General features: G+C 74.5%; 12 protein-coding genes. 6 read left to right on the top strand and 6 right to left on the bottom strand.

The features are described 5' to 3' along the window. The first annotated feature begins 209 nt into the window (after positions 1-209). Together ACZ7C5_RS06215 and ACZ7C5_RS06210 are read left to right on the top strand one after the other, a co-directional pair. Complete coding sequence (locus ACZ7C5_RS06215) at positions 210-398, top strand: hypothetical protein (RefSeq protein ID WP_470322106.1); 189 nt, start codon at positions 210-212, stop codon at positions 396-398. Between the two features lie 52 nt (positions 399-450). Then, positions 451-693, top strand: a complete 243-nt coding sequence (locus tag ACZ7C5_RS06210; protein WP_401091694.1) for a hypothetical protein — start codon at positions 451-453, stop codon at positions 691-693. A gap of 66 nt (positions 694-759) precedes the next feature. Here ACZ7C5_RS06210 and ACZ7C5_RS06205 read toward each other — a convergent pair whose 3' ends face one another. Beyond that, a complete protein-coding gene (locus ACZ7C5_RS06205; protein ID WP_401091692.1) occupies positions 760-1668 on the bottom strand; it encodes a UTP--glucose-1-phosphate uridylyltransferase in 909 nt (302 codons plus the stop codon). Between the two features lie 297 nt (positions 1669-1965). On the opposite strand from ACZ7C5_RS06205, the gene ACZ7C5_RS06200 reads away from it, so the two are divergent. From ACZ7C5_RS06200 to ACZ7C5_RS06190, 3 genes are all read left to right on the top strand, one after another. Beyond that, on the top strand, positions 1966-2337 hold the full coding sequence (locus ACZ7C5_RS06200) for a YciI family protein (protein ID WP_188299435.1): 372 nt from the start codon (positions 1966-1968) through the stop codon (positions 2335-2337). Then, complete coding sequence (locus ACZ7C5_RS06195; protein ID WP_470322105.1) at positions 2334-3581, top strand: RNA polymerase sigma factor; 1248 nt, start codon at positions 2334-2336, stop codon at positions 3579-3581. The genes ACZ7C5_RS06200 and ACZ7C5_RS06195 overlap by 4 nt, the downstream gene beginning before the upstream one ends. 229 nt (positions 3582-3810) lie before the next feature. Next, the gene (locus ACZ7C5_RS06190) at positions 3811-4068 is read left to right on the top strand and encodes a hypothetical protein (protein ID WP_401091688.1); all 258 of its coding nucleotides are present in this window, start codon (positions 3811-3813) and stop codon (positions 4066-4068) included. A gap of 49 nt (positions 4069-4117) precedes the next feature. Here ACZ7C5_RS06190 and ACZ7C5_RS06185 read toward each other — a convergent pair whose 3' ends face one another. The 3 genes from ACZ7C5_RS06185 to ACZ7C5_RS06175 form a co-directional block, all read right to left on the bottom strand. Then, positions 4118-5986 (bottom strand): penicillin-binding transpeptidase domain-containing protein, encoded by a 1869-nt coding sequence (locus tag ACZ7C5_RS06185; RefSeq protein ID WP_470322104.1) that lies wholly within the window; start codon positions 5984-5986, stop codon positions 4118-4120. 201 nt (positions 5987-6187) lie between these two features. Then, positions 6188-6709: a carboxymuconolactone decarboxylase family protein gene (locus ACZ7C5_RS06180; RefSeq protein ID WP_401091684.1), complete on the bottom strand. Its 522-nt coding sequence runs from the start codon at positions 6707-6709 to the stop codon at positions 6188-6190. Between the two features lie 35 nt (positions 6710-6744). Further along, entirely contained in the window at positions 6745-7983 is a 1239-nt protein-coding gene (locus ACZ7C5_RS06175) for an MFS transporter (RefSeq protein WP_401091682.1), read from the bottom strand. A 102-nt stretch (positions 7984-8085) separates the two neighbouring features. Between ACZ7C5_RS06175 and ACZ7C5_RS06170 the strand changes: the two genes are divergently transcribed. Further along, entirely contained in the window at positions 8086-8592 is a 507-nt protein-coding gene (locus tag ACZ7C5_RS06170) for a MerR family transcriptional regulator (RefSeq protein ID WP_401091680.1), read from the top strand. A 6-nt stretch (positions 8593-8598) separates the two neighbouring features. Here ACZ7C5_RS06170 and ACZ7C5_RS06165 read toward each other — a convergent pair whose 3' ends face one another. Together ACZ7C5_RS06165 and ACZ7C5_RS06160 are read right to left on the bottom strand one after the other, a co-directional pair. After that, on the bottom strand, positions 8599-9837 hold the full coding sequence (locus tag ACZ7C5_RS06165) for a cytochrome P450 (protein WP_401091678.1): 1239 nt from the start codon (positions 9835-9837) through the stop codon (positions 8599-8601). 347 nt (positions 9838-10184) lie between these two features. Next, positions 10185-11994: M28 family peptidase (locus ACZ7C5_RS06160; protein ID WP_470322103.1), on the bottom strand; the 1810-nt coding region annotated here is incomplete at its 5' end.

Genomic DNA, 11994 nt, shown 5'->3' with positions numbered 1-11994 from the left:
GTCGGCCGAGGCGTTGTCCCTCCAGGCGCCGCTTGAGAAGCGCTCGCCGACGGCGAGGCTCGCCGCGGGCTCCTCCGCGTCGGGCGGCCGGCCGCGGGGGCGGGCCCGGATCCACGGCCGGCGCCAGGTGCAGGGGATCGCTGCCCGGCGTCATGGCCTGCCGTGCGACGGCTGCCGAACAGGGCCAACAGGCAAGGGGGGAACGCCACATGATCGAACTCGCTGCCGAGAACGGCGCGTTGCCCGTCGACCACGAGGCGCACTGGCTCGCCGAGTTGCCCGACCGCGAGGCGATCCCGTGGCTGGACGACCCCACCCACCCCAACGCCGTCGGCCACCGCAGGATGGCCGACCACATGCTGCGCACGCTGGGGTTGGGCGAGCCCACCGAGCTGTGAGCCGGGGGCGAGCGGCTACTGCTGCTCCCCGGCCACCGGCCAGGGCACCAGCGTGGCCCTGACCGCCGCCTACGTCCTGGCGGGCGAACCGCACGCGGCCGGCGGCGACCACCGTACGGCCTTCCCCGCCTACGAGCGGCGGCTGCGCGACCACGTGGACGCCAACCGGGCGATCCTCAAGCTGACCGGCGACCGGAAGGACCGGTCCGAGACCGTCATGAACCTCGGACAGGCCGACCCGGTGCTGGAGGCGGCCTACCAGGCCGCCCTGGACTTCGACCTGCCGGACTACTGACGCCCGATTGACGCCCTGACGCCCCGCCGGAGCCCCTGACGCCCCGCCGGAGCCCCCGCCCCCGGCCTACCGGTCGGCGGCCGGGGACAGCTCCGCGGCGAGCCGGCGCAGCTCCGGCCCGTACTCGGGGTTGGCGAGCGCGGCGGCGAACTGGGCGCGCAGGTAGGCGGCGGGGTTGCCGGTGTCGTACCAGGTGCCGTCGATGACCTGTCCGTAGACCGCGCGCCGGGCCGCGTAGGCGTTGATCGCGTCGGTCAGGTAGACCTCGTCCTCGGGCTTCTCGTGCCAGCGCCGGGTCAGTTCGCGCAGCTCGTCGACGATGCCGGGGGTGATGACGTAGCCGCCGATCGCCGCGTACGAGGAGGGCGCGTCGGCCGGCTTCGGCTTCTCGACCAGGCCGGAGATCCGCAGCGAACCGCCGCCGAGGTCCTCCTTCACCACCGGCACGCCGTAGCGGTAGGAGTCCTCGGGCGCCATCGGCATCAGCGCGAGCACCGGCGCGTTGGTCTGCTCGTACGCCCGGATCAGCTGCTGCGCGCGGGGGACCTCCGCGACGAAGACGTCGTCGGGCCAGAGCACCAGGCAGGGCTCGTCGCCGAAGTGGCGGGCGGCGTTGAGCACCGGGGTGCCGTTGCCGTACGGCCCGTGCTGGTAGAGGTAGCTGATGTGGCCCTTGCGGGACAGCTCGCCGACCTCCTCGACCGCCGCCGCGAAGGCCTCCTTGCCGTCCCGGCGCAACTGCTCGACCAGGACCGGGTTGGGGCGGAAGTGCTCCTGGATCATCCCCTTGTCGCCGTTGACGACGATGGTGATGTCGGTGATGCCGCTCTCGATCAGCTCGCGCACGGTGTGCTCGATCACCGGCTTGTCGCCGACCGGCAGCATCTCCTTCGGCGTGGCCTTGGTCAGCGGCAGGAGGCGGGAGCCGAGCCCGGCGGCGGGGATGACGGCTCGGCGGATGGTCCGGGGGGCCATGGGGAGCTCTCTCGTTTCGTCGGTGGTGCTGCGCCGTGGTGACGCGGCGTCACGACCGACGCTATCAATGGGTGACAGGCCATCAGGTGGACGGTTCCGGTACGGAAGATGGCCCCCCGGCGGCCGTCCGGCCGCACGGGCCGGCGGCGACCCGAGGGAGCCGGGGGGACCGGGGGGCGCAGGGGGCGCGGGAGACTCGTGCGAGATTGTCCGGTGGAGGACGTCAAGACCGCGGCGTCCGCTCCGACCACCGGCCGAAGGGGCCCCGACGGGGCTCGCCGATCCGAGGAGGACGACATGAAGTTCCTGATCAGCCTGCACCTGAACCCGGCCGTGCTGGACGCGCTGACCGACGAGGAGAAGGCGGCGATCGGTGGCGGGCACGGCCGGTTCATCGAGGAGCTGAAGGAGTCCGGCGAGCTGATCCTCACCCAGGCGCTGGTCGACCCCTCGCAGGCCGCCGTGGTGACCGTCCGCAACGGCCAGCCGGTGGTGACCGACGGGCCGTTCCTGGAGGCCAAGGAGTTCCTGGGCGGCTTCTACCTGGTCGACTGCGAGGACAGGCAGCGCGCGATCGACCTGGCCGCCCGCATCCCGGACGCCGCGATCGAGGGGCTGGGCGTCGAGGTGCGCCAGGTGATGTTCTCCGACGGACACTTGGACGCATGACGGCTCCGGACTTCGAGGACCTGCTGCGTGGGCTCACGCCGCAGGTCCTCGGCACGTTGGTACGACGGTACGGCCACTTCGAGGGGTGCGAGGACGCGGTGCAGGAGGCGGTCCTCGCCGCCGCCGTGCAGTGGCCGTCCGAGGGGGTGCCGGCCAACCCGCGCGGCTGGCTGGTGACGGTCGCCTCGCGGCGGCTGATCGACCAGCTGCGCGGCGACCGCGCCCGGCGCGAGCGGGAGTGGGCGACGGCGGCGGCCGAGGTGGTGCCGGAGGACGTGCCGGACACCGACGACACGCTGCTGCTGCTGTTCCTGTGCTGCCACCCGGCGCTGACCGCCGCCTCGCAGACGGCCCTGACGCTGCGGGCGGTCGGCGGGCTGACCACGGCCGAGATCGCCCGCGCGTTCCTGGTGCCGGAGGCGACCATGGCGGCCAGGATCAGCCGGGCCAAGCAGCGGATCAGGGCCGCCGGCGGCTCCTTCGAGCTGCCCGGGGCGGCCGGATCCGAGGGCGGGGTGCCGGCCGACGGGCACGAGGAGCGGCTGCGGGTCGTCCTGCACGTGCTCTACCTGATCTTCAACGAGGGCTACACCGCCTCCTCGGGCGACGAACTGCACCGCCTCGACCTCGCCCGCGAGGCGATCCGGCTGACCAGGACGGTGCGCGCGCGGCTGCCGGAGGACGGCGAGGTCGCCGGGCTGCTCGCGCTGATGCTGCTGACCCACGCCCGCCGCGCGGCCAGGACCACGGCCTCCGGGGACCTGGTCCCGCTGGCCGAGCAGGACCGCACGGCGTGGGACCGCGCGCTGATCGAGGAGGGAACGGACCTGGTCAAGGCGGCCCTGGCCGGCCCCGAACTCGGCCCGTACCGGCTCCAGGCGGCGATCGCCGCCACCCACGCCGACGCGCTCGCGGCCGAGGAAACCGACTGGCGGCAGGTGTACGCCCTGTACCTGATCCTGGAGCGGATCGCGCCCAACCCGATGGTCACCCTGAACCGGGCGATCGCCCTCGCCGAGACCGAGGGCCCCGAGGCCGGCCTGGCCCTGCTCGCCACCCTGGACACCGACGCCCGGATGGCCGGGCACCACCGGCTGCTGTCGGTCCGGGCCCACCTGCTGGAGCGGACCGGCGACCGGGCCGGGGCGTACGAGCAGTACCGGCGCGCGGCCCGGGCCACCGCGAGCCTCGCGGAGCGCAGGTACCTGGAGGCGCGGGCGGGCCGGGTGCGGCCGGCCCGGTGAAATCCCCGGGCCGGGCCCGTGAGTTCCCGGCCGTCCGGTGAGTTCCCAGGCCGTCCAGACGAGCCGTCGGCCGCCTCGACGGGCCCTCGGGCCGTCCGGTTCGGAGCCCGTGCGTACCGGAACGGGCGAATCGCACCGTGCCGCCGGGCCCTTCTTGCTCCCGAATCGTTGCGCACGGCGGCAGGCCGGCCGAGAACGACCACCCCAGGACAACCACCGGAGGTTCCCCATGACGGACGAGCCCGCGACGACGGACGAGCCCCAGCCGCCGCCGTACCGCAGCTACACCTGGGACGGCGGGGACGGCGCCGTCCACATCACCCTGTATCCGGGGGAGGAGGAGGCCGACGAGGAGCGCAAGGCCGGGTTCCGGGCGATGGGCGCCCGGTTACTGGCCGACCTGATCGCGGAACGGGAGGCCGAGCACACCCCGCCGTTCCCCGGCGTGCCGAACCTCCGCCTGATCCGCGGCGAAGGCCGGGCCTGAGCCCTCCGGCGCCGGCGGCCGTGCGGACGGCGTGGGCGGCAGCGGCGGTTCAGCCCTTGCCGCCCGCCTTCAGCACCTGGGCCGCGGCCACGCCCGCCGCGCTGAAGCCGTGGCCGCCGCCCTCGACCTCGGCGGCGACGGCGAGGTCGCCGCGGTAGGCGATGAACCAGCTGTTGTTGGCCTGGCCGCCGGCCTCGACGGTGCCGGTCTTGGCGCCGATCTGGCCGGACAGGCCGGCCATCGGGGTGCGGGCGGTGCCCTGGGTGGCGGTCTTGTTCATCATGGCGCGCAGGTCCCTGGCGACGTCGGCCGGGAGCTTGCCGGGCGCCGACACGCGCTTGGCGTCCTCGCGCAGCACGGGCTGGCGGAACGTCCCGTTCTGCACGGTGGCGGCGACCGAGGCCATCAGCAGCGAGTTGACCTGGATCTGGCCCTGGCCGATGTACTGGGCCGCGGCCTCGTCCTTGTTCCCGGGCGCCGGGATGGTGCCGTCCCGGCTCGGGATGCCGATGTGCCACTCCAGGCCGAGGCCGAACTGGTCGCGGGCCACCTTGCCGAGGGTGCCGGGCTGGAGCTTCTCCAGGCCCTTGTCGATGAAGCCGGTGTTGCAGGAGTGGGTGAAGTCGTCGGTGAGCGTGTAGGACGGGAAGTCGCCGCGCTCGTCGTTGTGCCAGGCGCGCGGGGAGTTGGTGGTGTCCTTGCACGGCACCACGGTGTCCGGGCTCACCCCGGCCTCCAGCAGGGCGGCGGAGGTGATCACCTTCATCGTCGAGCCGGGGGCCTGGCCGCCCGCGACCGCGCGGTTGAAGCCGCCCTGCGGGGCGTTGGCGATCGCCAGGATGTGGCCGGTGCTCGGCTGGATGGCCACCAGCGAGGCCGGATTGCCGTTCGCCGACTGCTGCTTGACGGCCTCCTCGGCGGCCTGCTGGAGGTCGGCGTCCAGGGTGAGCCTGACCTGCGGGGCACTCGGCGGGGTCAGGACGAACAGCTGCTCCGGCTCGCTGCCGCCGCCGCCCGAGAGCACCACGGCCCGCCCGGTGACGGCGGTGGCGCCGTCCGGCGGGGCGATCTGGGGGAGGACGGCGCGCAGCGACGGGAAGGTGTCGAGCGGCCGGCCCTTGCGGTCGGTGGGCTTGGACACCGGGTCGGGCAGCGTCTTCACCGTGATGGTGGTGACCTGGGTGAGCCGGGGGTGGATCACGGACGGCTTCCAGCGCACCACGGGCCGCCCGTCCTGGGAGCGGACGAAGCTCAGCACGCCGTCGTACTCCCAGGCGTCCGGGGTGCCCTCGAACTCGGCCTTCACGTGGAAGCCGAGAGCCGGCTCGCTCGGGGCGTCGGCCGGCGCGCGGCCCGTCCCGGTCAGCGCGAGCGAGCGGGCGCCCACCTGCTCGTGGAACGTGCTCAGCGCGGCGCGCGCCGTCTCCGGGTGGTCCGTCAGGCCGGCGGCCGCGGTGACGTCGCCCCGGCTCCAGGCCGCCAGGAACTCCTTGGCCGCCGACCCGGCCTGCTCGGCGGTCGGCGGCTCCTGCGGGGCCTTCGCCGCGGTGTCGGCGCTCTGCCCGCCGCCACCGGCGGAGGGACCGTTGTCCGTCACCGCGGTCAGCACGTTGTAGGCGCCGTAGCCGCCGACGGCCAGCAGGGCGGCGAACACCCCGCCGGCCGCCAGCATCACGACCTTGCGGCCGGTCGAGCCGCGCGGGGCCGGGTCGTCCTCGGCACCGTCCTCGGTGTGGAGGCCGTACCCGCCGTCGTCGTCGGCGAGTTCGTCGTACTCCCGGGAGGCGCCGTGGCCGTCGTACCCGTCGTACCCGTCCTGCCCCTCGGGTGTGCCATCCGCGTCGTACCGGCCGTACCGGTCGTACGCGTCCATCGGATCTAGCTCGTCGTGCCGGTCGTTCTTCCGCTCCCCGGACATGGTCCGTCCCCCCTGAGATGCCGCTTCCGCGGCGGGCCCGCCCTTCGGTACGCCGGCCCGCCGGCCCGGTGGACGAAGGTCCGTTCGAGCGCGGACCAGCCTATGCCGGGGCACGGGATCGGTCGACAGCGGGAGGGCCCGCCCGGCGTCGGGCCGGGCGGGCCACCTCATGGGTACGGGCCGGTCAGGCCGACGGAACGGTCAGACCCACGGGTCGGTGAAGGACCGGCCGGGGACGGGCTTGGCGACCAGCGCGATGGCGGTGAAGAAGTTGACCTGCCCGATGGCGAGCATGAGCGTGGTCAGCGCCTTGTCGTCGTAGTGCCCGGCCACCTCGGCGTACAGCGCGTCCGGCACCCGCTCGCCGTGCGGGTTGGGCTGGAGGACGGCCTCGACCAGGGCGAGCGCGGCGCGCTCGGGGGCGGTGAAGTAGGGCGAGTCCGTCCAGCCGGCCACCGAGGCGATCCGCTCGGGCGACTCGCCGGCCTTGCGGAGGAATCCGGTGTGCAGGACGGTCAGGTAGGTGCTGCCGGCGATCTGGCCGGCCCGCAGCTGGACCAGGCTGATGGTGGCGCGGGGGACCGAGTGGTTGCCGGTGGCCTTGAACAGCGCGGCCGAGACCTCGGCGAGCTCGGGGACGAGCCCCACCGGGTCCTGGGCCAGGCGCGGGCGCAGCGGGATCTCGGCGGTGATCGGGCGGGCGGTGATCGGGAGGGCGTTCATCGTGGTGTTCCTCTTCTCGCGGGTGAACCGTGCGGTCACCGGTCCGACGGATCGCGGCGCGGGTTTGTGACAGCCCGGCCCGCCCGGACGCCGAAGACCGATCCGGCGAGCAGCAGGGCGACCAGCGCGAGCAGCGGCGGCGTCCAGGAGCCGCTCGCGGTGCGCAGGGCGGAGGTGAGCGCCGGGCCGGTGGCGGCGAACAGGTAGCCCCAGGTCTGGGCCATCGTGGAGAGCGCGGCGACGTGGTCGGCGTCGGTGCCCCGGCGGACGAACAGGACGGCGGCGAGCGCCTGTCCGCCGCCCATGCCGATGCCGAGCACGGCGGCCCAGAGCGGTGCGCCGGCGGCGGGGGCGAGCACCACGCCGAGCAGGCCGGACACGCAGACCGCCACCACGCCCAGGATGTGCGGCCGCTGGCTGCGGCCGGCGGCGGCCAGGGCCGGGGCGAGGAAGCCGCCGGCGGCGAGGCCGAGGATCAGCACGGCCTGGTCGGTGCCGGCGGCGGTCCGGCTCAGGCCGGCGTCGACCAGGACGGTGGGCAGCCAGGCGAGCGTGGCGTAGAAGACCAGGGTCTGGACGCCGAAGAACACCGTCAGGCTCCAGCCGAGCGCCGTCCGCCCGACCCGCCGGCGCCCGGCGGGGGCGGCGGAGACGGGGGAGGGGGCGGCGTTCGCGGCCCGCTCGCGGGCCACCCGCAGCTGCGGCGCCATGCCCGCCGCCGCCAGCGCCGCCGGGACGACGGCTATCGCGACCGCGGCCTGCCAGGACCAGGCGACCGCGACCGGCGCGGCCAGCGCGGCGACGACCGCGGAACCGACGCCCATGGACAGTGCGTAGACGCCCGTCGCGGTGCCGATCCGGCGGGGCGCGAAGCGGGCCCGGACGAACACCGGGACCAGCACGTTCACCACCGCCACCGCGGCGGCCACCAGCACCGTGCCCGCGTACAGCCCGGGCAGGCCCGCCGTCCGGAGCAGCGCCCCCGCCAGCAGCAGCACACTGGCCCAGAACAGCCCGCGCTCCTCGCCGAGCCGCCGCCGGGCCAGGGCGCCGAGCGGGGCGAACAGCCCCATGCCCAGCGGCGGCAGCAGGGCGAGCAGCGTCACCGTGCCCGGGCCCCAGCCGGCGACCGGCGCGAGCGGTCCGATCTGCCCGAACGCGACCCGGGTGTTGAGGCTGAGCAGGACAAAGCCGAGGACGAGCAGGGCCCCGGCGGCCCGTGGGGTGCGGGCCGGGGCGGGCGCGGTGGTGACCGGCGCGGTGGTGAGCGGCATGAGTGGCGAGCCCTTCACTGCGAGAGGAGGTTAGGCTTGCCTAAGCGTTCTCGCTCAAGCGCGCTTGAGCGCAACCCGGTTCACCCCTCAGGCGGTCACGGCATGGCGGAACTCCACTCGATCACCGAGGTCGCCACGGCCTTCGGCCTCTCGGTGCCCGCGCTGCGCTACTACGAGGAGTGCGGCCTGATCGCCCCCACCACCCGCCGCGGCCGGGTCCGTTACTACGACCGCGAGGCGCTGGAGCGCCTCGCCCTGGTCCAGCTCTGGCACGTGGACGGGATGATCCCGGTCAGCGGGACCGCCGCCGTGCTGGCCAGCGAGCAGGCGGCCGAGCGCAAGGCGCTGCTGCACGCCCAGCGGGAGGAGATGCTCACCCGGGCCCGCCGGCTGGAGCACGCCGCGGCAGTCCTCACCCACATGCTGCTCTGCACCCGGGACCGCCCGCTGGACTGCTCCACCACCCGGGCCCACATCGGCGCCCGGGTGGACGCGGCCCTGAACGGCGAGCGGCTCGCCGACGGCTTCCTGCCCGCGCCGTCGGACGGCCTCGTGCGGCCGGACGGCACCGCGAGTCCGGACGGCCCGGCACGCGGCACCGCGCCGTAGCGGGCCTCAGCCCAGTACCGCCGGCGTCGGCCCGTCCGGCCGTACGGTGATGCTGTACGCCGAGCCGGACGGCCTGGACCGGAACGTCAACGGCCCCATCGGCAGTAGGAGTTCCAGCAGTGCCGTGGTCTCGCGCAGCGCGAACCTGGTGCCGAGGCAGGCGCGTGCGCCGAGGCCGAACGGGAAGTAGGCGCCCAGCTGGGCGGGGCGGTCCGCACCGGGGGAGAAACGGGCCGGGTCGAAGCGCTCGGGGTCGGGCCACAGCGCAGGGTCGCGGTGGGTGAGGTACGGGCAGACCAGCACGTCCGTCCCGGCGGCGATCCGGTGCCCGGCGATGACGTCGTCCTCGGCCGCGTGCCGGGGCAGCAGCCAGGCGGACGGGTAGAGCCGCAGGGTCTCGCTCACCAGCGCCTGCGGATCGGCCGTCCGGGCCTCGGGGTGGCGGTCGAGCAGCAGGAAGAGCCAGGTGAGCGTGGTGGCCGTGGTCTCGTGCCCGGCGACGAGCAGGGTGACCAGCTCGTCGCGGATCAGCCGGTCGGTGTACTCCGGGAACCGCTCGCCCGCCTCGACCAGCATCCGGAGCACCCCCGGCTCCTCGGTCGGGCCGGCCGAGCGCGCCGCGTCGATCGCCGCGTGCGCCACCGCGTCGATCCTGGCCAGGTCCCCGGCGACGGCGTCCCTGGCGTCCGCCGCGTTGCTCGGCAGCGTCGGCATCGCGGCCACCACCCGCTCCACCGAGCGGAGTTCGCGATCCGTACGGTCGTCCAACGGCAGCCCGGTGAGCGCCCGCCAGACGGTGTCCAGGGCGAAGCCGCGCATCTCCTCGCCGACGTCGAAGGTCTCCCCGCTGCGCCGGTACCCCGCCCAGCGCTCGGCGGTGCGGCGCGCCGCCGCGGCGATCCGCCGCTCGTAGCGGTGCATCCCGGCGCCGGTGAACTGCGCCTGCAACAGCCGCCGTTGTCGCTTCCAGGCGTCCCCGGTGGCGGACAGCACGCCGTCCCCGACCAGCATCCGGGCCCGGTGCGAGCGCTTGACGTACCGCTCCGGGTGGCGGCCCAGGACGTGCTGCACGGCGGCCGGGTCGGTGACCAGGACGGTCGGCGCCGGGCCGAGCCGGAAGGCGGCGAGGCCGCCGACCCCGCGCTGCGCCCTGGCCAGCAGGTCGACCAGCTCGGCCTCCTCGGCCCGCCACTGCTCGACGACCTCGGCGCCCAGCTCGGGTACCGGGCGGGTGTCCGTGCTCACGGGGGTGGTCCTTCCGGTCGGCCGGCGGCGCGTCTGACGGTGTGTCCGCTCCGACTCTATGCCAGGGGCGGGGGCCGTCCGGCCTGCCCCGAACGGGTGGCCGCCCCGGCCGGAGACAGCGCGGCGGCCCGCCCGGCCCGGTCCGCACGCGTACCGTGCGGCGGGGCCGACCGGCCCCTGCTCGCTGCGCGGATGGGAGAACTCATGCCCGGGACCCGGCACTTCGGAGGCGGCAGGACCCGCCGCCCGGCCCGGCTGAGCCCCTGCCCCCGCACACGGCTGCGCCGCGGTCCGTCCCCCTCGACGGACTGCGGCGCAGCGGTTCAGTGGGCGTCAGTGCGCCTCGGTCACAGGGCCTGCCAGAGCGCCGGGACGATCGACGGCTCCCAGCCGACCTGGGCGGTGTGGCCCTGGAGGCAGCGGTAGCTGACCCCGTTGTAGGTCACCACGTCACCCGCCTGGTAGGTGGTGCCGGGGGTCCAGGTGCCACCGGGGTTCGGCGAGTCGTTGCCCACCACCAGCGAGAAGCTGGTGCTGTGGGCGGCCGCGCCGGTGCCGGTCAGGGTGATGTTGTAGGTGCCGGTCGCGGTCGAGGCGGAGGTGGCGACGGTGACCGTCGCCGAGCCGCCGGACTGCACCGAGGACGGGCTGAAGGAGACCGTCACGCCCGCCGGGGCGCCCGAGGCGGTCAGGTTGACCGTCTGGGCCGAGCCGGAGGTGGTGGCGGTGGCGACCGTCGCGGTGGCGGACTCACCGGGCTTGACGGTGGCGGTGGCCGGGTTCACCGAGAGGGAGAAGTCGTTGGTGGGCGTGGTGCCGCCGACCGAGGTCTTCCAGATGGTGTACGCCACGCCGTCGGCGCTGCGGTTCAGCACCGTCGCGTCGATGTTGTTGGTGGTGTCGCAGGACGAGTGGTAGCAGGAGTCGTACGAACGGCCCGCCGTGCCACCCCACTTGGCGGCCTGCGCCGAGGTCTTGGTGTCGCTGGCGCCGGCCGCGTAGCCGGAGGTCGGGATGCCGGCCTGCTGGAAGGAGTAGTCGTCCGAGCGGCCCTGGCCCTCGACGTTCTCCTCCGGCCTGAGGTTCAGCGAGTCCCAGTAGGCCTTCATCGGCGCGGAGGCCGCGGAGTTGATGTTGTTGATGAAGTAGCCGGCGTTGGTCGAGGCGATCATGTCGAAGTTGTAGTACGACTTGATCGCGGAGCGCTGGGAGGAGCCCAGCTGGGCGACGTAGGACTGCGAGCCCTGGAGGCCCTGCTCCTCACCGGTCCACCAGGCGAACCGGACGTGCCGGGTCAGGCTGGGGTTCTGCTGGGCGAGCACGAGCGCGTTCTCCAGCAGGGTGGCCGAGCCGGAGCCGTTGTCGTTGATGCCGGGGCCGGCCGAGACGCTGTCCAGGTGGGCACCGAACATGGTGACCTGGTCGGCCGGGCCGCCGGGCCAGTCGGCGATCAGGTTGTTGGACTGGTAGGTGCAGGAGGTGCAGGTCTGCTCGCTGACGGTGTAGCCGGCCGCCTGGAGCTTGCCCTTGACGTACGCCAGCGACTGGCTGTAGCCGGCGCTGCCCGCCCGGCGGTGGCCGCCGTTCTGGTTGGCGATGGTGTTCAGCTGCGCCAGGTGGGCCTGGATCTTGGCGACGTCGATGTCGGGCGCGGACCCGCCGGGGTTGCCCCCGCCGCCGACCGTCAGGCTGTACTGGGCGGTGTGGGTGGCCGTTCCGGTCCCGGTGACGGTGATCTGGTACGTCCCGGCCACGGCGGCCGCGGAGGCCGACAGGGTCAGGGTGGAGGACGAACCGGCCTGCACCGAGGTGGGGTTGAAGGTGGCGGTGACGCCGGCGGGGAGGCCGGAGGCGGTCAGGTTCACGGTCTGGGCGGTGCCGGAGGTGACGGCGGTGGTGACCGTGGCGGTGGTGGAGGCGCCGGGCTGGACGGAGCCGGACGCCGGGCCGAGCGACAGCGAGAAGTCACTGTTGCCGGACGGCGCGCAGGTCGGGTCGCCGGTCTGGGCGGGGACGCTGATGGCGTCCCAGGCGGCCTTGGCCCGGTTGTAGAAGTTGCAGGTCGGGTCGAGGCTCTTGGCGGCGGTCAGGGTGGCGGTGCGGTAGCGCTTGTAGGTCATGCCGCTGGTCTTGAGGAGCATGCCGCCGTAGAAGACC

The sequence above is a fragment of the Kitasatospora sp. NPDC036993 genome (genome assembly GCF_055607525.1).
This window is presented reverse-complemented; position numbering and strand designations above follow the sequence as displayed.